Origin of the sequence: Gallaecimonas xiamenensis 3-C-1 (genome assembly GCF_000299915.1) — a bacterium.
Classification (GTDB): domain Bacteria; phylum Pseudomonadota; class Gammaproteobacteria; order Enterobacterales; family Gallaecimonadaceae; genus Gallaecimonas; species Gallaecimonas xiamenensis.
Map to the genome: position 1 here is coordinate 46,745 of NZ_AMRI01000016.1, position 26,182 is coordinate 72,926.

The 26,182-nt window shown below is 61.1% G+C and carries 26 protein-coding genes and 5 tRNA genes; 27 read left to right on the plus strand and 4 right to left on the minus strand.

From position 1 onward, the window contains the following. The first annotated feature begins 4 nt into the window (after window positions 1–4). The 14 genes from B3C1_RS12010 to rpoS all read left to right on the plus strand — a co-directional run bounded on the left by B3C1_RS12010 (window position 5) and on the right by rpoS (window position 11,875). On the plus strand, window positions 5–1,642 hold the full coding sequence (locus B3C1_RS12010; protein ID WP_008485105.1) for a CTP synthase: 1,638 nt from the start codon (window positions 5–7) through the stop codon (window positions 1,640–1,642). 64 nt (window positions 1,643–1,706) lie between these two features. Further along, window positions 1,707–3,002 carry a phosphopyruvate hydratase gene (eno, locus tag B3C1_RS12015; protein ID WP_008485106.1) on the plus strand — a complete coding sequence of 432 codons (1,296 nt, stop codon included), beginning with the start codon at window positions 1,707–1,709 and terminating at the stop codon, window positions 3,000–3,002. A gap of 56 nt (window positions 3,003–3,058) precedes the next feature. After that, window positions 3,059–3,757: a hypothetical protein gene (locus tag B3C1_RS12020; protein WP_008485107.1), complete on the plus strand. Its 699-nt coding sequence runs from the start codon at window positions 3,059–3,061 to the stop codon at window positions 3,755–3,757. 40 nt (window positions 3,758–3,797) lie between these two features. Further along, window positions 3,798–4,823 (plus strand): GGDEF domain-containing protein, encoded by a 1,026-nt coding sequence (locus B3C1_RS19420; RefSeq protein WP_008485108.1) that lies wholly within the window; start codon window positions 3,798–3,800, stop codon window positions 4,821–4,823. A 29-nt stretch (window positions 4,824–4,852) separates the two neighbouring features. Then, window positions 4,853–5,530, plus strand: coding sequence for a glutathione S-transferase N-terminal domain-containing protein (locus tag B3C1_RS12030; RefSeq protein ID WP_008485109.1), 678 nt, complete (start codon window positions 4,853–4,855; stop codon window positions 5,528–5,530). 72 nt (window positions 5,531–5,602) lie between these two features. Next, window positions 5,603–5,911 (plus strand): cell division protein FtsB, encoded by a 309-nt coding sequence (ftsB, locus tag B3C1_RS12035; protein ID WP_008485110.1) that lies wholly within the window; start codon window positions 5,603–5,605, stop codon window positions 5,909–5,911. Continuing rightward, entirely contained in the window at window positions 5,904–6,596 is a 693-nt protein-coding gene (gene ispD / locus B3C1_RS12040) for a 2-C-methyl-D-erythritol 4-phosphate cytidylyltransferase (RefSeq protein ID WP_008485111.1), read from the plus strand. Before ftsB ends, ispD begins: the two co-directional genes overlap by 8 nt. Then, on the plus strand, window positions 6,596–7,072 hold the full coding sequence (gene ispF, locus B3C1_RS12045; protein ID WP_008485114.1) for a 2-C-methyl-D-erythritol 2,4-cyclodiphosphate synthase: 477 nt from the start codon (window positions 6,596–6,598) through the stop codon (window positions 7,070–7,072). The genes ispD and ispF overlap by 1 nt, the downstream gene beginning before the upstream one ends. After that, a complete protein-coding gene (truD, locus tag B3C1_RS12050; RefSeq protein ID WP_008485115.1) occupies window positions 7,069–8,088 on the plus strand; it encodes a tRNA pseudouridine(13) synthase TruD in 1,020 nt (339 codons plus the stop codon). The genes ispF and truD overlap by 4 nt, the downstream gene beginning before the upstream one ends. Continuing rightward, entirely contained in the window at window positions 8,069–8,824 is a 756-nt protein-coding gene (gene surE / locus B3C1_RS12055) for a 5'/3'-nucleotidase SurE (RefSeq protein ID WP_008485116.1), read from the plus strand. The genes truD and surE overlap by 20 nt, the downstream gene beginning before the upstream one ends. Window positions 8,825–8,844: 20 nt before the next feature. Next, entirely contained in the window at window positions 8,845–9,483 is a 639-nt protein-coding gene (locus B3C1_RS12060; RefSeq protein WP_008485117.1) for a protein-L-isoaspartate(D-aspartate) O-methyltransferase, read from the plus strand. Beyond that, window positions 9,480–10,058 (plus strand): YqaA family protein, encoded by a 579-nt coding sequence (locus B3C1_RS12065; protein ID WP_008485118.1) that lies wholly within the window; start codon window positions 9,480–9,482, stop codon window positions 10,056–10,058. Before B3C1_RS12060 ends, B3C1_RS12065 begins: the two co-directional genes overlap by 4 nt. A gap of 7 nt (window positions 10,059–10,065) precedes the next feature. Beyond that, window positions 10,066–10,857 (plus strand): peptidoglycan DD-metalloendopeptidase family protein, encoded by a 792-nt coding sequence (locus tag B3C1_RS12070; protein ID WP_008485119.1) that lies wholly within the window; start codon window positions 10,066–10,068, stop codon window positions 10,855–10,857. A 49-nt stretch (window positions 10,858–10,906) separates the two neighbouring features. Beyond that, the gene (gene rpoS / locus B3C1_RS12075; protein ID WP_008485120.1) at window positions 10,907–11,875 is read left to right on the plus strand and encodes an RNA polymerase sigma factor RpoS; all 969 of its coding nucleotides are present in this window, start codon (window positions 10,907–10,909) and stop codon (window positions 11,873–11,875) included. On the opposite strand, the gene mutS is transcribed toward rpoS, so the two are convergent. Continuing rightward, window positions 11,872–14,427 (minus strand): DNA mismatch repair protein MutS, encoded by a 2,556-nt coding sequence (gene mutS, locus B3C1_RS12080; protein WP_336391122.1) that lies wholly within the window; start codon window positions 14,425–14,427, stop codon window positions 11,872–11,874. The genes rpoS and mutS overlap by 4 nt on opposite strands. Before the next feature lie 50 nt (window positions 14,428–14,477). Continuing rightward, on the minus strand, window positions 14,478–15,167 hold the full coding sequence (gene csiR / locus B3C1_RS12085) for a DNA-binding transcriptional regulator CsiR (protein WP_035482045.1): 690 nt from the start codon (window positions 15,165–15,167) through the stop codon (window positions 14,478–14,480). Between the two features lie 159 nt (window positions 15,168–15,326). Between csiR and glaH the strand changes: the two genes are divergently transcribed. The 13 genes from glaH (at window position 15,327) to B3C1_RS12150 (ending at window position 24,475) form a co-directional block, all read left to right on the plus strand. Continuing rightward, a complete protein-coding gene (glaH, locus tag B3C1_RS12090) occupies window positions 15,327–16,283 on the plus strand; it encodes a glutarate dioxygenase GlaH (protein WP_008485125.1) in 957 nt (318 codons plus the stop codon). A gap of 18 nt (window positions 16,284–16,301) precedes the next feature. After that, window positions 16,302–17,501: an L-2-hydroxyglutarate oxidase gene (gene lhgO / locus B3C1_RS12095; protein ID WP_008485126.1), complete on the plus strand. Its 1,200-nt coding sequence runs from the start codon at window positions 16,302–16,304 to the stop codon at window positions 17,499–17,501. A 65-nt stretch (window positions 17,502–17,566) separates the two neighbouring features. Next, on the plus strand, window positions 17,567–18,076 hold the full coding sequence (locus B3C1_RS12100) for a CinA family protein (RefSeq protein WP_008485127.1): 510 nt from the start codon (window positions 17,567–17,569) through the stop codon (window positions 18,074–18,076). Between the two features lie 70 nt (window positions 18,077–18,146). Further along, window positions 18,147–19,193 (plus strand): recombinase RecA, encoded by a 1,047-nt coding sequence (recA, locus tag B3C1_RS12105; protein WP_008485129.1) that lies wholly within the window; start codon window positions 18,147–18,149, stop codon window positions 19,191–19,193. Between the two features lie 23 nt (window positions 19,194–19,216). Further along, window positions 19,217–19,636: a regulatory protein RecX gene (locus B3C1_RS12110; protein WP_008485130.1), complete on the plus strand. Its 420-nt coding sequence runs from the start codon at window positions 19,217–19,219 to the stop codon at window positions 19,634–19,636. A 36-nt stretch (window positions 19,637–19,672) separates the two neighbouring features. Beyond that, window positions 19,673–22,294 (plus strand): alanine--tRNA ligase, encoded by a 2,622-nt coding sequence (gene alaS, locus B3C1_RS12115; RefSeq protein ID WP_008485131.1) that lies wholly within the window; start codon window positions 19,673–19,675, stop codon window positions 22,292–22,294. Then, window positions 22,295–23,506 (plus strand): aspartate kinase, encoded by a 1,212-nt coding sequence (locus B3C1_RS12120; RefSeq protein ID WP_008485132.1) that lies wholly within the window; start codon window positions 22,295–22,297, stop codon window positions 23,504–23,506. 105 nt (window positions 23,507–23,611) lie between these two features. Further along, complete coding sequence (gene csrA, locus B3C1_RS12125; protein WP_008485134.1) at window positions 23,612–23,806, plus strand: carbon storage regulator CsrA; 195 nt, start codon at window positions 23,612–23,614, stop codon at window positions 23,804–23,806. 152 nt (window positions 23,807–23,958) lie between these two features. Next, window positions 23,959–24,049: transfer RNA gene (locus B3C1_RS12130), tRNA-Ser, on the plus strand. Window positions 24,050–24,065: 16 nt separating this feature from the next. Next, window positions 24,066–24,142, plus strand: a tRNA-Arg gene (locus B3C1_RS12135). Between the two features lie 23 nt (window positions 24,143–24,165). Beyond that, window positions 24,166–24,242: transfer RNA gene (locus B3C1_RS12140), tRNA-Arg, on the plus strand. A 56-nt stretch (window positions 24,243–24,298) separates the two neighbouring features. Beyond that, window positions 24,299–24,375: transfer RNA gene (locus tag B3C1_RS12145), tRNA-Arg, on the plus strand. Between the two features lie 23 nt (window positions 24,376–24,398). Then, window positions 24,399–24,475, plus strand: a tRNA-Arg gene (locus B3C1_RS12150). Window positions 24,476–24,567: 92 nt separating this feature from the next. Here B3C1_RS12150 and B3C1_RS20445 read toward each other — a convergent pair. Both B3C1_RS20445 and B3C1_RS12155 read right to left on the minus strand, forming a co-directional pair. Further along, window positions 24,568–24,741 carry a hypothetical protein gene (locus B3C1_RS20445; protein WP_008485136.1) on the minus strand — a complete coding sequence of 58 codons (174 nt, stop codon included), beginning with the start codon at window positions 24,739–24,741 and terminating at the stop codon, window positions 24,568–24,570. Between the two features lie 65 nt (window positions 24,742–24,806). After that, the gene (locus B3C1_RS12155) at window positions 24,807–26,051 is read right to left on the minus strand and encodes a dicarboxylate/amino acid:cation symporter (protein ID WP_008485138.1); all 1,245 of its coding nucleotides are present in this window, start codon (window positions 26,049–26,051) and stop codon (window positions 24,807–24,809) included. Between the last annotated feature and the right edge of the window lie 131 nt (window positions 26,052–26,182).

The following is a 26,182-nucleotide window of genomic DNA, read 5'->3' on the forward strand; positions in this document are numbered from 1 at the left end:
CTACATGCAGACAAATTATATCTTTGTGACGGGTGGTGTTGTTTCCTCCCTAGGTAAGGGCATTGCAGCCGCTTCATTGGCCGCTATCCTCGAAGCCCGTGGTCTGAAAGTGACCATGATGAAGCTCGATCCCTACATCAACGTCGACCCCGGCACCATGAGCCCCTACCAGCACGGGGAAGTGTTCGTCACCGAAGACGGCGCCGAGACCGACCTGGACCTGGGCCACTACGAGCGTTTCATCCGCACCAAGATGACCCGCCGTAACAACTTCACCACCGGCCGTATCTATGCCGACGTGCTGCGCAAAGAGCGCCGTGGTGACTACCTGGGCGCCACCATCCAGGTGATCCCCCATATCACCAACGAGATCAAAGAGCGCGTCATCAAGGGCGCCGAAGGCCATGACGTGGCCATCGTCGAGATCGGCGGCACTGTGGGTGACATCGAGTCCCAGCCCTTCCTGGAAGCCATCCGTCAGATGGGCACCGAAGTGGGCCGCGACCGCGCCATGTTCATGCACCTGACCCTGGTGCCTTACCTGGGCGCCTCCGGCGAGGTGAAAACCAAGCCGACCCAGCACTCGGTAAAAGAGCTGCGCTCCATCGGTATCCAGCCCGATATCCTGGTGTGCCGTACCGACCGCGCCGCCCTGCCGGCGTCCGAGCGCTCCAAGATTGCCCTCTTTACCAACGTCGAAGAAAAGGCCGTTATCAGCCTTAAAGACGTGGACTCCATCTACAAGATCCCGGCCCTGCTCAAATCCCAGGGCCTGGACGACCTGGTCTGCAAGCGCTTTGGTTTCAACGCCCCCGAGGCGGACCTGTCCGAGTGGGAACAGGTTATCTACCAGGAAGCCAACTCTCAGGGCGAAGTGACCATCGCCATGGTCGGCAAGTACGTGGAACTGCCGGACGCCTATAAGTCCGTCAACGAAGCCCTCAAGCATGCCGGCCTGAAAAACCGCGTATCGGTGCACATCAAGTACATCGATTCCCAGGACATCGAGACCAAAGGCACCAGCCTGCTGGAAAACGTCGACGGCATCCTGGTGCCCGGCGGCTTTGGTGAGCGCGGTGTGGAAGGCAAGGTACTGGCCGCCCAATACGCCCGTGAGAACAAGGTGCCCTATCTCGGTATCTGCCTGGGTATGCAGGTGGCGCTGATTGAGTACGCCCGCAACGTGGCCGGCCTCAAAGACGCCCATAGCACCGAGTTCAAGAAGGATGCCGAGCATCCGGTGGTGGGTCTGATCACCGAGTGGGTGGACGAAGAAGGTGGTGTGGAAACCCGCACCGAAGCCTCAGATCTGGGCGGCACCATGCGCCTTGGCAGCCAGCTGTGCCACCTGATCCCCGGCACCAAGGCCCATGACCTCTATGGTTCCGACACCATTTTCGAGCGTCACCGCCACCGTTACGAAGTGAACAACAAGTACCGTCCGGCCCTGGAAAAAGCCGGCCTGGCCTTTACCGGCCTGTCTGCCGACAAGAAGCTGGTGGAGATCATCGAGATCCCCAGCCACCCCTGGTTCGTGGCCGGTCAGTTCCACCCCGAGTTCACCTCAACGCCCCGTGATGGCCACCCCCTCTTCGGTGGCTTTGTGAAGGCGGCCTGGGAAGGCCACAAACAAAAAGCCTGATATTGATAATGGCCGTGCCCCTGGGGCGCGGCCTTTGTTTATAAAACGAAGGAACAGCAAACCCATGACCACCATCGCCAATATCATTGGTCGCGAAGTTCTGGATTCTCGCGGCAATCCCACTGTTGAAGCCGAAGTACACCTGGCCGACGGCACCGTTGCCCTGGCCTGTGCCCCTTCCGGTGCCTCTACCGGTACCCGCGAAGCCCTGGAGCTGCGCGACGGTGACAAGAGCCGCTACCTGGGTAAAGGCGTGCTGACCGCCGTTGCCAACATCAACGGCCCGATCAAGGCCGCCCTGGTGGGCAAGAGCGCCCTGGACCAAAAAGCCATCGACACCGCCATGATTGAACTGGACGGTACCGAGAACAAAGCTAAGTTGGGTGCCAACGCCATCCTGGCCGTGTCCCTGGCCAACGCCAAGGCCGCCGCCGCCAGCCAGAAAAAGCCGCTGTACGTCTGGATCGCCGAACTGAACGGCACCCCAGGTGTGTACTCCATGCCGGTACCTATGATGAACATCCTCAACGGTGGCGAGCATGCCGACAACAACGTCGACATCCAGGAATTCATGGTACAGCCGGTGTCTGCTCCCAGCTTCCGCGAAGGCCTGCGCATGGGCGCCGAGATCTTCCACAGCCTCAAAAAAGTGCTGCAAAAGCAGGGCCTGAGCACCGCCGTGGGTGACGAAGGTGGTTTTGCTCCTAACCTCAAGTCCAATGCCGACGCCCTGGCCGTTATCAAGCAGGCCGTTGCCGACGCCGGTTACGAGTTGGGTAAAGACGTGACCCTGGCCCTGGACTGCGCCGCCTCCGAGTTCTACAAGGACGGCCAATACGTGCTGGCCGGCGAAGACAAGTCCTTCAGCTCCGAAGGTTTTGCCGATTACCTGGCCGAGCTGGCCAACCAGTACCCCATCGTCTCCATCGAAGACGGCCTGGACGAGTCCGACTGGGCCGGCTGGAAGGTGCTGACCGACAAGCTGGGTGCCAAGGTGCAACTGGTGGGTGACGACCTGTTCGTCACCAACACCAAGATCCTTAAAGAAGGCATCGACAAGGGCATCGGCAACTCCATCCTGATCAAGTTCAACCAGATTGGTTCCTTGACCGAGACCCTGGAAGCCATCGCCATGGCTAAGGCCGCCGGTTACACCGCCGTGATCTCCCACCGCTCCGGTGAGACCGAAGACGCCACCATCGCCGATCTGGCGGTAGGTACCGCTGCCGGCCAGATCAAAACCGGTTCCCTGTGCCGCTCCGATCGCGTTGCCAAGTACAACCAGCTGCTGCGCATCGAAGAACAACTGGCTGACAAGGCCGTTTACCGTGGTCTGAGTGAAATCAAAGGCCAAGGCTAAGCCATTTAGGTTAGTATCTAGCCGCCCTTGTGGGCGGCTTTTTTGTTTCAAGGACAATGCAGGCTCCCAGCATCCCCGACAATCCGGCGCGCCAACCCCAATCCCAGGGCTATTTGCTCTGGGGCGGCCTGGCATTGCTGTTGCACCTGTTGCTGTTGTGGTTTGCCGGCCCCAAACCCAGCCTGCCGCCGCCGGTACAGGCGCCCAAGGCGGTCAAAGCCACCTTGCTGCGCTTCCAGGAGCAACCCAAGGCTTACAGCAGTCAGGTAGGGCAGGGGGGAGAACTGCCGACCCAGGGGGAACGGGAAGTGGTGGCTCCTCAGCCCCAAGGTTCCCCAGGCCATCAAGGTCAGGCGCAACCTGGTCGCCAACAACAAGTGGATGACCAGGGCGTGCTGCCCGCCGATCCCTTCGCCCGTGACACCCAGGCCGGCGGCCAACAAGGCAGTTTCGGCCAGCAACTGGAGCAGAGCCTGCAAAGGCTGCAGCAGCGCCAACAGGACAGTTGGCTGCAAGGCCAGAGTCCCGGTGGGGCCAAGGCCCTGCCAAGGCCCAACGCCAGGGTGCGGGATGAAGAGATCATCGAACTGGGGGAAAACCAGCGGCTCTATCGCGGCCCCAACGGTGAGTGTGCCTTGCTGATGGATGTGGAAGGACTGCAAGGCAAGGAAACCCGCTGGCTCAGTACCAGCCTGTGCAAGGAAGAGGGGCCGGATTTTCGCGAATTCATCAAAAAGCGGCAGCACAGAGACTGAACTAAGCTCTAGCCAGAGCCTCCTCACAGGCGTTTTTTGCATGATGGACAATAGCTTGCTGCTGCAACCTTCCTGGGCGATGCGCCGCGCCGTGGTGATGGCGGCCCTGGCCGTGCTGGCACTTTTTACCGGCTGGGATCTGCTGTGGCTGGGGTTGTCTCATCAGATGCTCTACCCCCTGGTCGCCACCCGTATGTTGTTTCAGTGGCTGCCCCTGTCGGTGCTGTTGGTGGAAGCGTTGCGGGAAGTGTCCATTCGCCAGTTTCGGCGCTGGATGTGGTGGACCTGGGTGATGGTGGGCATTGGCAATGCCCTTATCTCCATCATGCCGGTCTTTTACGGCCTGGAGCTTTTGACCGCCAATGGTCAGTTTTTGCTGATGCTGTTCGGCTTTTTCCTCACCCATCTGCGCTGGCACCGCAAGCTGACCGCCGGCCTTATCGTCACCTTTGTGCAGTTGTCCATGGCCCTCTATGTGGCCCACCCGGATTGGGTCAGCCAGGCGGTGTACCTGGGGATACTGGTGGCCATCGGCACCTTGTCGGCCCGCCAGCAGGACGCCTTGCATAACGCCACCCTCAGCCAAAACCGCCGCCTCAAGGCCCTGTCGGAAACCGATGCCCTGACCGGCATCGACAACCGCTATGCCTTCGAGCGGACCCTGGACAGGTTACTCGATGCCCCCCAGCCCCTGGTGCTGGCCCTTATCGATGTGGACAGGTTCAAACGCTATAACGACCTTAACGGACACCTGGAAGGGGACCGCTGCCTGCAGCAGCTGGCCGACAGCCTCAGCGAAGTCAGCGGTGGCAAGCTGGCCCGCTATGGCGGGGAGGAGTTTGTGGCCTGGCTGGCCGGTGGCCATGACCCGGACGCCTTCGCCCGGCGCCTGGTGGAACAGGTCCGGGCCATGGGCTTGGCCCACCCCGACGGCGACTTGGTCAGCGTCAGCGTCGGTGTTACCCTGAGCCTGCCCTCGGATAATCGCCGGGCCCTGCTGCTGCGCGCCGACCAGGCCCTTTACCAGGCCAAGGCCGCTGGCCGTGATCAATGGGTGGTGGCCTGAGGGTAACGCTTCTAACAAGGAGGACTACCATGGCAACACCCTGGCCCGTAAAGCACCCCGAACGTCTGCAGCTCTATACCCTGGCAACCCCCAACGGCCAGAAGGTGTCGGTGGCCCTTGAAGAGCTTGGCCTTCCCTACGAAGCCCACACCGTCAATATTCGCGAAGGCCAGCAGTTCCTGCCGGAATTTCTGGCCATCAACCCCAATAACAAGATCCCCGCCATCGTTGATCCCAACGGCCCCGAAGGGGAACTCAGGCTGTTCGAGTCCGGCGCCATTTTGCTGTACCTGGCGGAAAAGACCGGCAAGCTGCTGCCCAAGAACCCGGCGGCCCGTATGGAGTGCATCCAGTGGGTATTCTTCCAGATGGGCGGCATAGGCCCCATGTTCGGCCAGTTCGGCCACTTCTATAAATATGCTGCCGACAAATGCCTGGACCCCTATCCCAAGGAGCGTTACCGCAACGAGGCACGCCGCCTGCTGGGGGTGCTGGAGCAGCGCCTGGCTGGCCGTCAGTACATCATGGGCGACGAGTACAGCATTGCCGATATCGCCATCTTCCCCTGGGTGGGCTGCCTGGACTGGGGCTACGGCGGCTACGAGGTCATAGGCCTTGATGATTTTCCCACCGTTATGGCCTGGTACCAGCGCTGCAAAGGCCGCCCGGCCAGTGAAAAAGGCCTGAAAGTAGGCGACCTGGACTGAGGGCCTGCCTTAGGCATTCCCAAAGGGCTTCCGGCCCACCATAATAAGACCCCAGGATAATCAGGAGACTCCATGGCACGTTTTGCACTAGTGCTCCTGGTGCTCCTGGGGCTGTTGCAGTACCGGCTCTGGCTCGGTGACAACGCCCTGGACGAGCACTGGCAACTCAAAGCGGATATCAGCCGCATCCAAACCCAGAATGCCGAACTGAAGAAGCGTAACGCCCTGATGTACGCCGAAGTACGCGACCTGCGCAAAGGCAAGGCCGCCGTGGAAGAGCGGGCGCGCAACGAGTTGGGCCTGATCCGGGAAGGAGAGACCTTCTACCGGGTTTTGCAGTCCGGCGACCAAGACAAAGACGGATCGGCACTGAATGACTGACAAACTGGTTGCCTTGGTACCGGCGGCCGGCATAGGCCGGCGCATGGGGGCAGACAAACCCAAGCAATACCTGCCCTTGACCGAGCACTGCATTCTGGGGGAAACCCTGGCCCGGCTGCTGGCCCATCCGGCCATCAGCGAAGTAGTGGTGGCCCTGGCGGCCGAAGACCCCTATTTCGACGATCTGGCCCAGGCCAGCCACCCCAAGCTGCGCACCGTCATTGGCGGTGACGAGCGGGCCGACTCGGTGCTGGCCTGCCTGGCGGCAGTCAACCCCGATATCGCTCCTTGGGTGCTGGTCCATGACGCCGCCCGGCCCCTGATCACCGCCGGCGATATCGATGCGGTGGTAAAGGCCGCCCGGGCCGGCCAGGGCGCCATCCTGGCGGCGCCCCTGGTAGACACCATCAAGTGGTCCCAGGACGGGAAGCGCATCGAAGAAACGGTGCCGCGTCAGCACCTGTGGCGGGCCCTGACCCCCCAGTGCTTTCCCACCGGCGCCTTGCGCCTGGCCCTGAGCGAGGCCCTGGCCGAGGGCGCCAGCATCACCGACGAAGCCTCGGCCATGGAACGCCTGGGCTGGCCCGTGACCCTGGTCAAGGGCCGTAACGACAATATAAAAATTACTGAACCGGCGGACCTGCCCTTGGCCCGCTGGCTGCTTAGCCAACAGGAGAGCTGCTGATGCGCATCGGCCATGGTTATGACGTACACAAGTTTGGCGCCGAGCGGCCCCTGATCCTCGGCGGTGTGGTGGTGCCCCACCACAGCGGCCTGATTGCCCATTCCGACGGCGACGTGGTGCTGCACGCGGTGGCTGACGCATTGCTGGGGGCCCTGGCCCTTGGTGATATCGGCCGCCACTTCCCGGACACCGATCCGGCCTTCAAAGGCGCAGACAGCCGCGCCCTGCTGCGCCATGTCTATGATCTGGTCGGCCAAAAAGGCTACCGCTTGGGTAACCTGGACGTCACCATTATGGCCCAGGCCCCCAAGATGGCCCCCCATATCGATGTCATGCGCCAGGCCATCGCCAGCGACCTTGCCGCTGAGCTGGACCAGATCAACGTCAAGGCCACCACTACCGAGCGCCTGGGTTTTGTGGGCCGGGAAGAGGGCATTGCCGTGGAAGCCGTAGTACTGGTGGAGAAAGCCCGATGAGCGTCACAGCCCTGTTTAAGACCCAACCCGAAGACTTCGTGGTAGATGAAGTGCTGGGCTTTGAGCCCTGCGGCGAAGGGGAGCACCTGTTCGTACTTATCGAAAAGCGTGGCATGAACACCCAGTGGGCCGCCAAACTGCTGGCCGAGGCCTGCGGACTTAAGGAGCGGGACGTGTCCCACTCCGGCCTTAAAGACCGCCATGCCGTGACCCGTCAATGGCTGTCGGTATGGTTGCCTGGCAAGGAAGACCCGGACCTGAGCGCCATAGAAAGCGACGAGCTCAAGGTGTTGGCCAAGGGCCGCCACAACAAGAAACTGCGTATCGGTACCCACAAGGCCAACCGGTTTGACATTCGCCTGCGTCAGGTCAGCGACAAGGCATTGGTACAAAGCCGCCTGGAGGCCATCCAGGCCCAGGGTTTTGCCAACCTGTTCGGCGACCAGCGCTTTGGCCATGAAGACCGCAACCTCAAGCTTTTTGACGACGTGGTGGCCGGCAAGCGCATGAAAAAGCCCCGCCAGGCCATGGCCATCTCGGCGGCCCGCTCGGCCCTGTTCAACCTGGTGGCCGACTATCGCCAGCAGCAAGGGCTGGCCGGCCAGGTGCTGGCCGGGGACGTGCTGATGCTGGCCGGCTCCCACTCGGTCTTTGTTGCCGAGCAGGACGAGTTGCCTGCCCTGCAGCAGCGCCTGGCAGAAGGGGATGTGCAGCTGACCGCCCCTCTTTACGGTAAAGGAGGCGTCAAGCCCCAAGGCCCGGCCGCTGAACTGGAAGCGGCGGCCCTGGCCGGGCAAGAGGCGCGCCTTGAAGGGCTGGAAAAGCTCGCTAACAGCGCCCGCCGGCCCCTGTGGCTCAAGCCTGAGCTTGCATGGCAGTGGCAAGACAGCGACCTGGTGCTCAGTTTTACCCTGCCCACCGGCAGCTTTGCCACGGCGCTGCTGGCCAACCTGGCCGAGCTGGTGGAACCGGAACGTGTGAAAGAGGTAAAGACCGATGAAGATCCTGGTCAGTAACGACGACGGCGTCCACGCCCCCGGTATCGCCGCCCTGGCCAAGGCCATGGGCGAGATTGCCGACGTCAGGGTGGTGGCACCGGACCGCAACTGCTCCGGCGCTTCCAACAGCCTGACCCTGGAAAACCCCCTGCGGGCCCAGCAGCTGGCCAACGGCTTTTGGGCGGTCAAGGGCACCCCCACCGACTGCGTGCACCTGGCCATCAACGGCCTTTTCCCCGACTGGCAACCGGATCTGGTGGTGGCCGGGGTTAATGCCGGCGCCAACCTGGGGGACGACGTGCTCTATTCGGGCACGGTGGCGGCCGCCACCGAGGGGCGCCACTTGGGTTTGCCGGCGGTGGCCGTCAGCCTGGTGGGCCGCGAACTTCAGCATTACGACGTGGCCGCCGCTATGACCAAGGAGATTGTTGCAGGCTTGACGGACCATCCCCTGCCGCCCATGCACATCCTCAATATCAATGTGCCGGACCTGCCGCGCCAGGCCCTGACCGGAGTAGAGGTTACCCGCCTGGGCTACCGGCACAGGGCAGAGAGCATGGTCCATACCCGGGATCCGGCGGGGCGACCCATTTACTGGCTGGGCCCCCCCGGCCAGGGGGCCGATGCCGGCCCCGGAACCGATTTTCACGCTGTCAGTGTCGGCAAGGTGTCGGTAACGCCCCTGCAAATTGACCTGACCGCCCACCGCATGCTGGCCCCCATGGCCAGTTGGCTGGAAACCTTGCAACCATAGCGCAATAGAAAAGGGAGACTATGGCCATCGAAGGCGCAGGATCGCGGTCCCGGCTGGTCAGCCAGCTTCGCCAGGAAGGGATCGGCAATGAGAGGGTGTTGGCCGCCATCGGCAACATTCCCCGGCATTGGTTTGTGGACGACGTGCTCGGCCACAAAGCCTACGACAATACCGCCCTGCCCATAGGGGAGGGCCAGACTATATCCCAGCCCTATATAGTGGCCAGGATGACCGAGCTGCTGCTGCGTGGCACCAGCCAGGCCAAGGTACTGGAGATAGGCACTGGCTCGGGCTACCAGACCGCCGTACTGGCCCAGCTTTGTGGCCAAGTGTTCAGCGTAGAGCGGATCAAGAACCTGCAATATCAGGCCCGCCGCCGCTTGCAGAAGCTGGACCTGCACAATGTGCAGATGAAGCATGGCGACGGCTGGCAGGGCTGGGCCAGCAAAGGTCCCTTTGACGGCATTATTGTCACCGCCGCCCCGGCCAGCCTGCCGGGCGCCCTGCTGGAGCAGTTGGCGGACGGCGGTGTCATGGTGATACCGGTTGGCGAAGAACAACAGCTGCTGAAGGTGATAGTCCGTCAAGGACAGACCTACACGGTAGACGATGTGGAGTGGGTGCGTTTCGTGCCGCTGGTTTCTGGAAAGCTTTTGTGAAGATATTTTCGCCTTTTTACGACAGGGTGCTGCGCTGGGCAGCCCACCCCCATGCGCCCCGTTACCTGGCGGTAATGAGCTTTGTGGAATCCATCTTCTGGCCTGTGCCAACAGACGTGATGCTGGCCCCCATGGCCCTGGCAAGGCCGGCCCGCGCCTGGCGTTTTGCGCTGGTGGCCACCGTCGCTTCGGTGCTGGGCGGGGCGGTGGGCTTTGCCCTTGGCTGGCTGCTGTTTGAGCCTGTGGTACTGCCCTTTGTGGAGTGGATGGGTTACCAGGCCAAACTGGCCACCGCCAAGACCTGGTTTGACAGCTACGGTATCTGGGTGGTGCTGCTGGCCAGCTTCTCGCCCTTGCCTTACAAGGTCTTTACGGTGACGGCCGGCGTTATGCAGATGCTGTTCCTGCCCTTTATGCTGGTGTCTCTGGTGGGCCGTGCCGCCCGCTTCTACCTGGTGGCCGGTTTGATGCGCCTGGGGGGCGCCCGCATGGCGGAGAAACTGCGCCACTATATCGACTGGCTGGGCTGGGCCACTGTATTGCTGGCGGTGGCAGCCTATCTGGCATTGCGTTGAGAGGACCATGAAACGGGGGCTGCTGACCTGCCTATCCTTGCTACTGCTGGCGGCTTGTACCGCCGACCGGCCGGCTCCCGTGATCTCCCTTTCCACCGAACATGCCCCGGCGACCATAGTTAATTACGACCCTATCAAGGGCGACAACTACCGGGTCCTCAAGGGAGACACCCTTTATTCCATCGCCTTTCGCTCCGGCCAGGACTACCGTGACCTGGCCAGCCGCAACCAGCTGCCTGCTCCCTATACCATCTTCCCTGGGCAAATCATCAAGCTGTCATCAAGGCCGGCTAGTGTGAGTCATCGAAATGTGACGCCGCGTCAAAAAATTGACAAGAAACCGATTGCCAAGGCCGAATCGACGCAGTACAGTCGTAAACAGGTTGTTAACAAAAATGTTACAGCCAAGCCGGCGGCCCCGGCAGCTCATGGCTGGCAGTGGCCGACGCAAGGTCCATTAGTATTAGGCTTTTCTAGTCGTCAGGATGGCAACAAAGGGCTAGACATAGGTGGTAACAGGGGAGACTCTGTATTTGCCGCCGCTCCAGGCAAGGTGGTGTATGCGGGGAGTGCGTTAAGGGGTTACGGTAAGCTCGTTATCATCAAACATGACGATCAATACCTGAGCGCTTATGCACACAACGACGACCTCCTGGTCAGGGAGCAGCAGTGGGTTAAAGCAGGGCAATTGATTGCCCGCAAGGGTGATTCCGGCACTAACGGCGTGAAGCTCCATTTTGAGATCCGCCGCCGGGGCGAGGCCATTAACCCACTATTAAAACTACCCAAACGAGGATAACAACAATGATTCAGTAGCGGAGTGTTGGACACAGCTGACAGGAGGCTCTATGGCCCGCAAAAAAACGGTGAAAGACGAATCCTTTGACATGGAAGCGAAAGACATGGAGAAGGAGTTGCAAACGGTCGAAGAAGAGACTGAAGAGCAACAAGAGGAAATCAACCTCGGAGACGATTTCCAAAAGAGCCTGGACGCTACCCAAATGTACCTGAGCGAAATCGGGTTCTCCCCGCTGCTCAGTGCCGAAGAAGAAGTCTTCTACTCCCGTAAGGCGCTTCGGGGCTGTGAAGCCTCACGCAAGCGTATGATCGAAAGTAACCTGCGTTTGGTGGTCAAGATTGCCCGCCGCTATAACAACAGAGGCCTGGCCCTTCTGGATCTCATCGAAGAAGGCAACCTGGGGCTCATTCGCGCCGTAGAAAAATTCGACCCTGAACGGGGTTTCCGCTTCTCTACCTACGCCACCTGGTGGATCCGCCAAACCATAGAGCGGGCCATCATGAACCAGACCCGCACCATTCGCCTGCCAATCCACGTGGTCAAAGAGCTGAATGTCTACCTGCGTACCGCCCGGGAACTGGCCCACAAGCTGGACCATGAGCCGACGGTGGAAGAGATCGCCACCAAGCTCGACAAACCGGTGGACGACGTGGCCAAGATGCTCAGGCTCAACGAGCGTATCAGTTCGGTGGACACCCCTATTGGGGGAGATTCCGACAAGGCGCTGCTGGACGTGATCGCCGACGAAAAGGAAATGGGCCCCGAGTTCGAGCTGCAGGACGACGACATCCGCTCCAGCCTGATGCGCTGGTTAGATGAACTGTCCGACAAGCAGCGTGAAGTACTGGCCCGCCGTTTCGGCCTGCTGGGTTACGAACCGGCCACCCTGGAAGAAGTGGGCCACGAGATTGGCCTGACCCGCGAACGGGTCCGCCAAATCCAGGTCGAGGCCCTAAGGCGCCTCAAAGAACGCCTGTTCCAGGAAGGTTTGAACGCCGAAGCTTTGTTCAGCGATTAACCCTGGGCCTCCTCCTTGAGCCGGTAGAGCAGCATCAAGGCGTCTTTGGGGGTTAGGGCATCCACATCCAGTGCCTTGAGCCGGCTGACCACAGCCGGCTCTTCGTTTAGGCCAAGGTCCATTTGCCGGGGCGCCGCCACCGGGGCCAGGGCCTTGTGGCCTTCCAGCTCCTGCAACTTGAATCTGGCCGCTTTGACCACCCCTTTGGGTACCCCTGCCAACAGCGCCACCTGCAGGCCAAAGCTCTTGCTGGCCGGCCCACTTTGCACCGCGTGCATAAAGGTGACGGTATCGCCGTGCTCCACCGCATCCAGGTGAACGTTCTCCACCCCGTCCAGCTGTTCGGCCAGGGCTGTCAGCTCGAAATAATGGGTGGCGAACAGGGTCAGGCTGCGGCTTTGGCGGGCCAGGAAGTCCGCCACCGCCCAGGCCAGGGACAGGCCGTCGTAGGTGGAGGTACCACGGCCTATCTCGTCCATCAGCACCAGGCTGCGGTCGCTGGCGTTGTTGAGGATGGTGGCGGTCTCGGTCATCTCCACCATAAAGGTGGAGCGGCCAGAGGCCAGGTCGTCGGCGGCGCCGATGCGGGTAAAGATGCGGTCCACCAGCCCTATCTGGGCGCTTTGGGCCGGCACCGGGCAGCCGATATGGGCCATCAGGGTGATTAGGGCGGTCTGGCGCATGTAGGTGGACTTACCGCCCATGTTGGGGCCTGTGACCATCAGCATATGTTTGCTGTCGGTCAGGGCCACCGGGTTGGCGATAAAGGGGCTGTCCAGCACCACTTCCACTACCGGGTGGCGGCCACCGTCGATACGTATGCCCCGGTCTGCCTGTAAATCGGGGCGGCAGTAGTCCAGGGTTTGGCCACGCTCACAGAGGTTGGCCAGCAGGTCCAGCTCGGCGCAGGCATCGGCCAGGCGCAGCAGCTGGTCAAGGCGGGGGTGCAGGGCGTCAAACAGCCCTTCGTAGAGCTGTTTTTCCAGGGCCAGGGCCTTGCCCTGGCTGGTCAGCACCTTGTCCTCGTACTCCTTGAGTTCGGGGATAATGTAGCGCTCGGTGTTCTTCAGGGTCTGGCGGCGTACATAGTCGCTGGGGGCCAGGTGGGACTGGGCCCGGGTCAGTTCGATGAAGTAGCCATGTACCTTGTTAAAACCCACCTTGAGGGTGCTGACGCCGGTGCGCTGGCGCTCCCGCGCCTCGATATGCTCGAGAAAATCGGTGGCGCCCTTGGACAGGGCCCGATACTGGTCCAGCTCGCTGTTAAAGCCGGGGCGGATCACGCCGCCGTCGCGAATAAGCACCGGCGGGTTGTCGATGATGGCGTCCGACAGTAGCTGGTACAGCTCCGGCAGGGGCGCGCAATCCCGCTCAAGGCTGGCCAGACGGCCCTGGGTACCGGCCAGCAAGGCGCCAAGCTCTGGCAGGGTGCCAAGGGCGCTTCGCAGCCGCACCAGATCCCGGGGCCTGGCCGAGCGTAAGGCCACCCGCGCCATCACCCTTTCCAGATCCCCCACCTGTTTCATCAGATCTTTCAGACTGGCGTCCAGCAGTTGCTGGCCCAGGTAGTCGATGGCGTCCAGGCGGCCGTTGATCACCTGGATGTCCCTAAGCGGCCGGTGCAGCCAGCGGCCCAGCAGCCTCGACCCCATGGGGGTGGCGCAGCGGTCCAGCACCGAAAAGAGGGTGTTGTCGGTGCTGCCGGCAAGGCTCTGGGTCAGCTCCAGGTTGCGCCTGGTGGCCGCGTCCAGCACCACCGCTTCGTCTTCGGCTTCCAGCTTGATGGCGCGGATATGGGGCAGGGCGGTGCGCTGGGTGTCTTTGAGGTATTGCAGCAGGCAGCCGGCGGCGCACAGGGCGCTCTTGGCGTCCTGTACCCCGAAGCCCACCAGGTCGCGGGTACCAAACTGCTGGGTCAGGGTGCGCTGGGCCGTGTCTAGGTCAAATTCCCACAGGGGCCTGCGGCGCAGGCCTTTGCGGTCCCCCAGCAAGGCCAGGTCAAAGTCTTCCGGGTAGAGCAGCTCGGCCGGGCTGGTGCGCTGCAGTTCCGCCTTAAGGTCGTCTTCCCCCTGTGGCTCGGACACCAAAAAGCGCCCGGAGGTGATATCCAGGGTGGCATAGCCGTAGCGGCCATCTTTGCCGTAAACGGCGGCCAGCAGGTTGTCGCGCTTTTCGGTGAGCAGCGCTTCTTCACTGACGGTGCCTGGGGTGACGATGCGCACCACCTGGCGTTCCACCGGGCCCTTGCTGGTGGCCGGATCGCCAATCTGTTCACAGATGGCCACCGACTCGCCCATGGCCACGGCCTTGGCCAGGTAGCCTTCGGCGGCGTGGTAGGGAATACCGGCCATGGGGATCTTCTGGCCGCCGCTCTGGCCCCGGGCGGTCAGGGAGATATCCAGCAGGGCAGAGGCCTTCTTGGCGTCGTCATAGAAGAGCTCATAGAAGTCACCCATGCGGTAGAAAAGCAGCACCTCGGGGTGTTGGGCTTTGATGCGCAGGTACTGCTGCATCATGGGAGTGTGCTGTTCCAGGTTGGCCAGGCTGTTCACGGGGTTTTGCATCTTGTCTTCTTCGTTGCCTTGTTAAGGGAAGGGGCGGCTTACACCAGGCCCCTGGCCCGCAAAATCTCGGTAATGATGGGTACGGGGGTCATCATATGGTCGAACATCATGGCCCTGGCCTGCTGGCTGTCGCCGGACAGCAGCACCGTCACCAGGTCTTTGTGCTCATCCCGTTTCAGGGCCAGGGCGTCAGTGCTGAACACCGTTTCCCTTAGCCACAGCTGGCGGTAGCGCTCTACCTGGTCGAGCATGGTGGAGCGCAGCTCCATTAGCTTGTCCGAGCCGCAACCGGCGGCGATGGCGTTATGGAAGGCCTTGTGGCGGCTGTCCCAGACCGACAGCATTTCCTCGGCGCTTTGCACCTGGGTGACCCGTGACAGGGTATGGGCGGCGGCGATGATCCCCGCTTCCCAGTTGTCGCCGCCTTTTTGCACCGCCAATTCGGTAACCAGGGCCTCCAGCTGGGCCCGGGCATAGTAAAGGTCTTGCAGCTGGGCCACCGACATGGGCGCCACCCGAAAGCCCTTTTGGCTCTCGGCGGTGACCAGTCGCTCGGCTACCAGGCGGGACAGGGCCTCGCGCATGGGGCCAGCACCTATCTCATAGCGCGCCTTGAGGCTGCTCATCAAGAGCTTGTCGCCGGGGGTGAAGTGCCCCTCGGTGATATCCCGCTTCAGTCGCCCGTAGGCGGCGTCGGCCAGATTGCCCTTTTCTTCGGTACTGGTCATAGGCTCCCTGAACATGCTGTTGTCGCCGGCGAGAGTATAACGGCAGGGCAGAGGGTGCCGCAAAAGGATGAAGTATTGATAAAGATCAAAAATGTAGATATTTTTGAATAATGTCATTTTTGTGCGCCAGCACCCCGACGTCCCAGTAGAGGTAAGCCCATGTCCGTCGCCAATCCCCATGCCTTGTCATCCCAGGGATTTTCCCTGGCCCCTTCTCCTTACAGCCCGCGCCTGCTGGAACTTAAGTTCGACAAGGCGGTGGTGGACGCCTTCTTGGCCGCCATCGCTCCCTGGCCGGTACAGGCTCTGGAATACAAGTCCATGCTGCGCTTTCGGGTGGCCAAAATACTGGACGACCTCTGTGCTAACCAGTTGCAACCGCTGCTGGTATCCACCCTGGTGGACCGCCAAAGCGGCGCCTTGCTGGTTACCCCAGCAGGCCTCGATAAGGTGGAGCAAGCCGAGGACATGGTGCGCTTTACCACGGCGGTGGCCCACCTGTTCGGCCGCTCCAACTTCGACGCCATGAGCGGCCAGTATTACGCCCGTTTCGTGGTGCAAAACACCGATAACTCCGACAGCTACCTGAGAAAGCCCCACCGGGTGATGGAGCTGCACAACGACGGCACCTTCGTCGAGCAGGACACCGACTATGTGTTGATGCTGAAAATAGACGAGCAGAACATGGAAGGGGGTAACTCCCTGCTGCTGCACCTGGACGACTGGGAAGAGCTGGCCCTGTTTGCCCGCCACCCCCTGGCCCACCAGCCCATGCGCTTTGCGGCGCCCCCCAGCAAGAACACCACCCAGGATGTGTTCCACCCCATTTTTGATGTGGACCGGGACGGCCAGCCGGTGATGGCCTACATTGACCAGTTCGTACAACCCAAGGATTTTAGCGAGGGCAACTGGCTGACCGACCTGTCCGAATCCCTAGAAGGCTCTGGCGCGAAACTGTCGGTGCCGGTGCCGGTGGGCAGCTTTTTGCTGCTCAACAACCATTTCTGGCTGCACGGCCGTGACCGCTTCACCGCCCACGAGGGGCTGCGCCGGGAACTGATGCGCCAGCGCGGCTACTTCACCCACGCCAAGACCCTGCGCGTGCCCAACCAGTAACCGCCAGACGAGGTCAGGATGTACGACTTTATTATCATCGGTGCCGGCATTGTCGGCATGTCCACCGCCATGCAGCTGCTGGAGCGCTTTCCCGGCAAAAAGGTGGTGGTGCTGGAAAAAGAAGCCTCGGTGGCCTGCCACCAGACCGGGCACAACTCGGGGGTCATTCACGCCGGCGTCTATTACACCCCGGGCAGCCTCAAGGCCCGCTTTTGCCTGGAAGGTAACCGCGACACCAAGCGCTTTTGCGACGAGAACGCCATTGCCTACCAGTCCTGCGGCAAGTTGCTGGTGGCCACCAACGAGCTGGAAATGACCCGGATGCAGGCCCTGTGGCAACGCACCGAGGCCAACGGCCTGGAGCGCTACTGGTTGTCCGGCGCCGAACTCAAGGAGCGCGAACCCAATATCGTCGGCCTGGGGGGCATCTTTGTGCCGTCCTCCGGCATTGTCAGCTACCGCCAGGTGACCCAGGCCATGGCCAAGCGCTTTACCGAGGCCGGTGGGGAGATCCGTTTTAACACCCAAGTCACCGGGCTTAAGGAAAGCGCCCAGGACATAAGAGTAGAGACCGGCAGTGGCGACTTGGCCGGCCGCTACCTGCTGTCCTGCTCGGGGCTGATGGCCGACCGGGTGGTGCGCATGCTGGGACTGCAGCCGGACTTTCGTATCTGCCCGTTCAGGGGCGAGTACTATTTACTGCCGCCCAAGCACAACCAGATAGTCAACCACCTCATCTACCCCATACCGGATCCCAACATGCCCTTTCTGGGGGTACATCTGACCCGGATGATCGACGGCACCGTTACCGTCGGCCCCAACGCTGTGCTGGCCTTCAAACGGGAAGGCTACCGCAAGACCGACTTTTCCCTGGCCGACAGCCTGGCCACCCTGGGCTATGGCGGCATCCGCAAGGTGCTTAGGGATAACCTCAAGCCCGGGCTCAAGGAGCTGCGAAACTCCCTGTTCAAGGGCGGCTACTTGAAGGAGGTGCAAAAGTACTGCCCCAGCGTCGGCAAGGACGACCTGTTGCCGTACCCTGCCGGGGTGCGGGCCCAGGCGGTGTCCAAGGACGGCAAATTGGTGGACGACTTCCTCTTTGTTCGTACCCCCCGCACCATCAATGTCTGCAATGCCCCCTCTCCGGCGGCGACCTCGGCCCTGCCTATAGGGCGCCATATCATCCAGGAGGCCATCAGCCAGTTCCAACTGGCCTGAGGGCGGTTGCACCGGGCTTTGGAGTCGGCATAATGGCGGGCAGCATCAATGCCAGGAGCCGACCCATGTCCACCCATCCAAGCTGGGACAGCATTGCCCAACTGGCCGCCCAACTGGGCCAGGCCGCCAAGCAAGCCGGGGTGCGGCTGACCAGTGCCGAGTCTTGCACCGGCGGCCTTATCGCCGGTGCCATCACCGAGGTGGCGGGCTCTTCTTCCTGGTTTGACGAGGCCTTTGTCACCTACGCCAACGCCGCCAAGATGCGCCGCCTTGGGGTCAGCAGCGCCAGCCTCGACCAGTTTGGCGCCGTGTCTGAAGCGGTGGTGCGGGAGATGGCCGAAGGGGCACGCCTGGCGGCAGGGGCCGATTTGGCGGTGGCCACCAGTGGCATTGCCGGCCCGGACGGCGGCAGCTCCGACAAGCCGGTGGGCACGGTCTGGATGGCCTGGGCCAGCGCCGGGCAAACCCAGTGCCAATGCTTTCATTTTGACGGCAATCGCCAAGACGTCAGGCTGCAAGCCGTTTTTGCGGCCTTGCACGGACTTTTGCAAAAAATCCCTCCATACAGGGGTTGATACTGTACGGTCATACAGTATACTTCCCTGCAACTGCTTAACCTCTTCTTACGGATCTCAGGAGCCGGAAATGGACGACAACAAACAGAAAGCCCTTGCCGCTGCGTTGGGTCAAATCGAGCGCCAGTTTGGCAAAGGTTCCATCATGCGTATGGGCGACAGCCAGGTACTGAGCATCGACTCCGTATCTACCGGCTCTTTGGGCCTGGATATCGCCCTTGGCATCGGTGGCCTGCCGTTTGGCCGTATCGTCGAGATTTTCGGGCCTGAGTCCTCCGGTAAAACCACCCTGACCCTGCAGGTCATTGCCGAAGCCCAGAAGCAGGGCAAGACCTGCGCCTTTATCGACGCCGAACACGCACTGGACCCCATCTATGCCCGCAAACTGGGCGTCAACGTGGACGACCTTTTGGTGTCCCAGCCCGACACCGGCGAGCAGGCCCTGGAGATCTGCGACATGCTGGTGCGCTCCAGCGCCGTTGACGTGGTGATTGTCGACTCCGTGGCCGCCCTGACCCCGAAAGCGGAAATCGAAGGCGAGATGGGCGACAGCCACGTGGGCCTGCAAGCCCGCCTGATGTCCCAGGCTCTGCGTAAGCTGACCGCCAACATCAAGAAATCCAACACCCTGTGCGTCTTCATCAACCAGATCCGGATGAAGATCGGTGTGATGTTCGGTAACCCCGAAACCACCACCGGTGGTAACGCCCTGAAGTTCTACGCTTCTGTGCGCCTGGACATCCGCCGTACCGGCGCCGTCAAGGAAGGGGACGAAGTGGTGGGTAACGAAACCCGCGTCAAGGTGGTCAAGAACAAGGTGGCGCCGCCCTTCAAACAGGCCGAGTTCCAGATCATGTACGGTGCCGGTACCTCCAAGGAAGCCGAGCTGATCGACCTGGGTGTGGCCCAGAAACTGGTGGACAAAGCCGGTGCCTGGTACAGCTACAAGGGCGACAAGATCGGCCAAGGCAAGGCCAACGCCGTTAAGTTCCTGCTGGAAAACAAAGACATCGCCCACGAAATCGAAAGCCAGCTGCGCGAGCGCCTGCTGGTATCCGCCACCCCTGCCGCTGAAAGTGACCTGAGCGAAGCCGTGGCAGAAGGAGACGAGCTCTGAGTGACGACATAAAGCAGGCAGCCATGCGGCTGCTTGCCTTACGTGAACACAGCCCCCGCGAATTGGCCGATAAACTGGCCCGCAGGGGCTTTTCTTCATCTGAAATTCAGTCGCTTGTAGAGAAGCTGCTTGCGCAAGGCTGGCTGGATCATTACCGTTATGCCGAAAGTGCCGTGCGACGCTTGCTGCAAAAGGGCTACGGGCCCATGCGCATCCAGGCTGAGCTGAGCCAGAAAGGCATCCCCGATGAGGTGGGCAAGGCTGCATTGACAGAGCAATTGCCCGACTGGTCCGCACAGGCGCAAGCTGCCTATAATAGGCGATTTCGCGACGCCGCCATCACGAGCCCGAAAGACTGGGCAAAAAGGGCAAGGTATCTGTCCAGCAGGGGCTTCAGTCCCGAACAGATCCGTGCCGTTTTGGCCAAAGCCGAGCGCTCCTGAACGCCGTGCACCAGGACGACAACTACAGGATTTTCCATGAGCATGACCAGCGCTGAGATACGTGACGCTTTCTTGAACTACTTCAAGGACAAAGGGCACCAAATAGTGCCTTCCAGCTCCTTGATCCCGGGCAATGACCCCACCTTGCTGTTCACCAACGCCGGTATGGTGCAGTTCAAGGACGTCTTCCTGGGTTCCGACAAGCGCGCCTATACCCGCGCCACCAGCTCCCAGCGCTGCGTCCGTGCCGGCGGTAAGCACAACGACCTCGAGAACGTTGGCTACACCGCCCGCCACCACACCTTCTTTGAAATGCTGGGCAACTTCAGCTTCGGCGACTACTTCAAGGAAGGGGCCATTCAGTACGCCTGGGAATTCCTGACCCAGGTGGTCAAGCTGCCGGCGGAAAAACTCTGGGTGACCGTCTACGAAACCGATGATGAAGCCTACGACATCTGGGCCAAGGAAGTGGGTGTGCCCACCGACCGCATCATCCGTATCGGCGACAACAAGGGCGCCCCTTATGCGTCCGACAACTTCTGGTCCATGGGTGACACCGGTCCCTGTGGCCCCTGCACCGAGATCTTCTACGACCACGGCGAGCACATCTGGGGTGGCCCTCCGGGCAGCCCGGAAGAAGACGGCGATCGCTACATCGAGATCTGGAACATCGTCTTCATGCAGTTCAACCGTCATGGTGACGGCCGCATGGAGCCGCTGCCCAAGCCCAGCGTCGACACCGGCATGGGCCTGGAGCGCATCAGCGCCATCCTTCAGCACGTGCATTCCAACTACGAAATCGACATCTTCCAGCACCTGATCAAGGCCGCTGCCAAGGCCATAGGTAGCGAAGATCTGGAAAACAAATCCCTGCGGGTGGTGGCTGACCACATCCGTAGCTGCTCTTTCCTGGTGGTGGACGGGGTTATGCCGTCCAACGAAGGCCGGGGTTATGTGCTGCGCCGTATCGTGCGCCGCGCCGTGCGCCACGGTGCTCAGTTGGGAGCCAGTGAGCCCTTCTTCTACAAGCTGGTGGCTGCCCTTATCGACGTGATGGGTGATGCCTACCCCGAGCTCAAGGAAAAGCAGGCCATCATCGAGAAGGCACTGCTGATGGAAGAAGAGCAGTTCCGCAAAACCCTGGAGCGTGGTCTCAAACTGCTGGATGAAGCCCTGGCCGACATCCAAGGCAGCGTCATTCCCGGTGACGTGGTGTTCAAGCTTTACGACACCTACGGCTTCCCGGTGGACTTGACCAACGACGTGGCCCGTGAGCGCGGCCTGACCCTGGACGAAGCTGGTTTTGAAACCGCCATGGAAGCCCAGCGCCAGCGCGCCAAGCAGGCGTCCAACTTCGGTGCCGACTACAACAGCCGTTTGGACATCGACTGCCAGACCCAGTTCTCCGGTTATGACGGCGTCCGTGACGTCTCCCCTGTGGTGGCCCTGTTCAAAGGTGGCGACGCCGTAGACAGCGTCCAAGCCGGTGACGAGGTGCTGGTGGTACTGGAACGTACCCCCTTCTACGGCGAGTCCGGCGGCCAGGTGGGTGACACCGGCGAGCTGAGCAGCGACGGTGCCCGTATCCTGATCCACAATACCACCAAGAGCGGTGACGCCTTCGTACACCACGGTAAAGTGGCCGAAGGCAGCATCAAGCTGGGTGACAAGCTCAAGGCCGAAGTGGACAAGACCCGCCGCGACGCCATCCGCCTCAACCACAGCGCCACCCACCTGGCCCATGCCGCCCTACGCAAGGTGCTGGGTGAGCACGTGACCCAGAAAGGCTCACTGGTGGACAGTGAGCGCATGCGTTTTGACTTCTCCCACTTCGAAGGGGTCAAGGGGGTTGAGATCAGCGAGATTGAGCGCCTGGTCAACAACGAAATTCGTGCCAACCACGCCGTCACCACCCGCCTGATGCAAATCGAAGAAGCCAAGGCCGCCGGTGCCATGGCCCTGTTTGGCGAGAAGTACGACGACGAAGTGCGGGTTGTGCAGATGGGGGACTTCTCCATCGAACTGTGCGGCGGTACCCATGTCAGCCGTACCGGCGACATCGGCCTCTTCAAGGTGATCTCCGAAGGCGGTATCGCCGCTGGCGTGCGCCGTATCGAAGCGGTCACCGGTGAAGCAGCCCTGGAATGGCTGCAAGGGCGCGAGCAGCTCCTGGGTGAGCTGGCCGGCAGCCTGAAAACCGACGTGGCCGGCCTTGCCGACCGCTTTGCCCAGCAGTTGGACAAGACCAAGCAGCTGGAAAAGGAACTGGAAAAGGCCAAGGCGCAACTGGCCGCCAGTGCCGGCAGTGCCCTGGCCGAACAGGCCGAAGACCTGGGCGGTACCAAACTGCTGGTAGCCGAGCTGCCCGGCGCCGATCCCAAGTCCCTGCGTGAACTGGTGGACAAGCTCAAAGACAAACTGGGTGAAGCCGTGGTGGTACTGGCCGTGCCCGCCGACGGCAAGGTCAGCCTGATCGCCGGTGTCTCCAAAGGCCTGACTGCCAAGGTCAAGGCTGGGGAACTGGTGGGCATGGTGGCCGCCCAGGTAGGTGGCAAGGGCGGTGGCCGTCCCGACATGGCCCAGGCTGGTGGCACCGACGTGGCCGCCCTCAGCGGCGCCCTGGCCACCGTCAAGGACTGGGTGCAGGCGCGCCTCTAAATGGCTCTGATTGTTCAGAAGTTCGGTGGTACCTCGGTTGGCACCTTGGCACGCATCGAAGCCGTCGCTGAACGGATCATTGCTACGCGCAAACAGGGCCACGACCTGGTGGTGGTGGTCTCTGCCATGGCTGGTGAAACCAACCGGCTGATCACCATGGCGCAGGCCCTCTGTGCCGATCCCGACCCCAGGGAATTGGATGTACTGCTCGCCACCGGCGAGCAGACCACCATCGCCCTGCTGGCCATGGCTCTCAAGGCGCGGGGCCAACCCGCCCTTTCCCTGACTGGCGATCAGGTCCGTGTCCAAACCGACCATCGCCACGGTAAAGCCCGTATCCTCAAAGTCGACACCGCCGTCATGGACCAGGCCCTGGCCCGTGGCCAGGTGGTGATCGTGGCCGGCTTTCAGGGCCGTGGCCCCGACAACGCCATCACCACTTTGGGCCGTGGCGGCTCAGACACCACGGCGGTAGCCCTGGCGGCGGCTCTCAAGGCCAGCGAGTGCCAGATCTTCACCGACGTGGACGGCATTTACACCACCGACCCTCGTATCGAACCTCAGGCCCGGCGCTTGGACAGCATCGACTTTGACTCCATGCTGGCCTTGGCGGCCCAGGGTGCCAAGGTACTGCAGGTGCGTTCGGTGGAGTTTGCCGGCCAGTTCCAGGTGCCGCTGCGGGTGCTGTCGAGTTTCAGTGAAGGGCAGGGCACCCTTATCACTTATGGCGACAGCGCCGATGAAGGGGTTTGTGGTGTGGCCTGCTGTGGCCAGTCTGCCCTTATCGAGGTCAGCGGCGAAGGTTTGGACCAGGCGGCCCCGGGCCGTTTGCTGTCTCCCCTGCAGGATGCCGGTATCGATGCCGATTTGTTGGACACTGTGTTTGAAACAGGCAAACCCCTGACTTTTACTGTACCCTTGGCCGACCTCGGCCAGGCCCTGCCCATGGTACAGGCCAGTGCAATTGCGCTGGGTGGTGCTAAAGTGCAGTGTGACAATACCGTGGCCAAGGTGTCCGTCATTGGTGGCGGCTTTGAAGCCGATACCAAGATGGCGTCCCTCATCTCTCGGGTGCTGGGCGAACAAGGCATTGAACAGCGGTTATTCCGGACCACCCCCAAGCGTTATTCGCTGTTGGTGGACCGGGCTCAGATGGAAGAGAGTGTCCGCCATCTGCACCGCGCGTTGATACCCCAGAAGTCCAGCAGCTGACCCGATGGTGAATATTCGGTCAATTTTCTTGAGGTTCAAGGGGTTGGCTTTATACTAAATTGAAAATGAAGCAATTGAGCGGCTTTCATTGCAAGGAGCAAAGCGATGCTGATTCTGACTCGCCGTGTCGGCGAAACCCTGATGATCGGTGATGAAGTTACCGTAACTGTGCTGGGTGTTAAGGGCAACCAGGTGCGCATTGGCGTCAACGCACCCAAGGAAGTGTCCGTGCACCGTGAGGAAATTTACCAGCGTATCCAGGCTGAGAAAGATCCCAACGAGCCAGACGGCAACTACTAAGTTTTTTGATTGTCGATTCCTTGAAACGGCAACCTTTTAACCAAGGTTGCCGTTTTTCTATCCGGATTGTTTAAAGGCTGTGCAAGCAGGCGATATCTCTGGAAAAAGGGTTTGACTTGCCAAGTCGTTCCGGTAATATTCGCATCCGTCGAGGTGAGGTGGCCGAGAGGCTGAAGGCGCTCCCCTGCTAAGGGAGTATGGGTCAAAAGCCCATCGGGGGTTCGAATCCCCCCCTCACCGCCATCGACACTTTCAAGATGCGACCGTAGCTCAACTGGATAGAGTGCCTGGCTACGAACCAGGCGGTTGGAGGTTCGAGTCCTCCCGGTCGCGCCATTCAGATAAAAACCCCAAGTTATGCGACCGTAGCTCAACTGGATAGAGTACCTGGCTACGAACCAGGCGGTTGGAGGTTCGAGTCCTCCCGGTCGCGCCATCTTGATTTGTGTCGAGCAGCGCTTACCATTGGTAAGCGTTTTTTGTCTGAAGACTGCGACCGTAGCTCAACTGGATAGAGTACCTGGCTACGAACCAGGCGGGTGGAGGTTCGAGTCCTCCCGGTCGCGCCATTCAGATAAAAACCCCAAGTTATGCGACCGTAGCTCAACTGGATAGAGTACCTGGCTACGAACCAGGCGGTTGGAGGTTCGAGTCCTCCCGGTCGCGCCATATTAAAGAAAAACCCGCTCACTGAGCGGGTTTTTTGCATTTGCGCTCCGGCAACCTGCCGTTATCCCCAATCCCCCGTCTCGACGGCCCTCTTAGGAGGAGGCCGTCAGATGCAGCATCAGGGACAGAAAACCGATAAGGAAGGCACTGAGGCCGATGATCCAATAAAAGCCCTTACGGCCCCGTTCAAAGGGGATCTGGAAGTGATTCATCACCAGGTACCAGAGGATGCAAAGGGCTAGGGGGATAAGAAAGAGTCTGGCCATGGGTCATAGCTATAAAAAAGGGCAGTAAGCCAAAAGCTTACTGCCCTGTTGCCATTCTGGCCAGCTTAGCTGTTGGGCAAGGCGTTGGCCGGCAGAGCCTGGGTTTGGGTCAGGTCCACCTGTTGTTCGCTGTTGCCCACTACCAGGGCCACCATCATGTCACCGGTGACGTTGGTGGCGGTGCGCATCATATCGAGGATGCGGTCTATGGCGGCGATAAAGGCGATGCCCTCCAGGGGCAGGCCAACGGCGTTGAGGGTGACGGTCAGCATCACCATGGCGGTGCCGGGCACGCCGGCCGTGCCCACCGAGGCCAGGGTGGCGGTCAGGCCGATCAGCACGTAGTGGACCAGCTCCAGGGGCTGGTTGTAGATATGGGCGATGAAGATGGCGCTGATGGCCGGGTAGATACCGCCACAGCCGTCCATGTTGATGGTGGCTCCCAGGGGCAGCACGAAGCTGGTGTATTTGGGAGAGACATGGAGGTTCTCGGTCACCACCTTGGTGGACATGGGCAGGGTGCCGTAGCTGGAGGCCGTGGTGAAGGCCACCATCTGGGCCGGAAACACCGCCTTGAAAAAACGCAGCGGGCTGAAGCCGGCCAGTTTCACCAGGCCGCCATAAACCACGATGATATGGATAAGGCAGGCGATGTAGATGGCCGCCACAAACTTGGCCAGGGGCAACAGTGCCGCCAGGCCATAGGCGCCCACCACCCAGGCCATCAGGCCCAAGACGCCAAACGGAGTCAGTTGCATTACAAAACGGGTGATCTGGAACATCACTTCGCTACCGGCCACGGCAAACTTGCGCACCGGCTCGGCCTTTTCACCCACGACGTTGATGGCAATACCCACCAGGGCGGCAAAAACGATGATCTGCAGGATGTTGCCCTCGGCCATGGCCTGGACCGGGTTGGTGGGCAGGAAGTCCAAGAACACCTGGCTGACGGCAGGAATGGTCTTGGGTGTATAGTCGCTGGGCACCAGCTGTTTGCCAAAGTCCCAGTCAAAGAGACTGCCCACCGCCATGCCCAGCACCGAGGCGATAAGGGCGGTCAGCAGGAACAGGCCAATGGTCTTAAGGCCGAGGCGTTTGAGGTTGTCGCCGCTGCCCATGGCGGTGATGGAACTGATGATGGCAAAGAAGACCAGGGGCACGACCAGCATCTTGATAAGGCGGATAAAGCCATCGCCCAGGGGTTTGAGGTATTGGGCCTTGTCACCCAGCACTACCCCGGCCAATATGCCCAGCACAAAGCCAGCCAGCACCTTCTGCCAGAGGGGAAAGCGGTTCCATATCGCAAACATGTCGCAACCTGTCGTTTAAGCAAAAGCGAATTGTAGGAACGGCGGGGCCTTGGCGACAATTCCCTTCGCTTATAACCTAAGAACCAATTGAAAGGTTGCAGCCTCTTTTGGTGATCTCAATCACAAAGCTT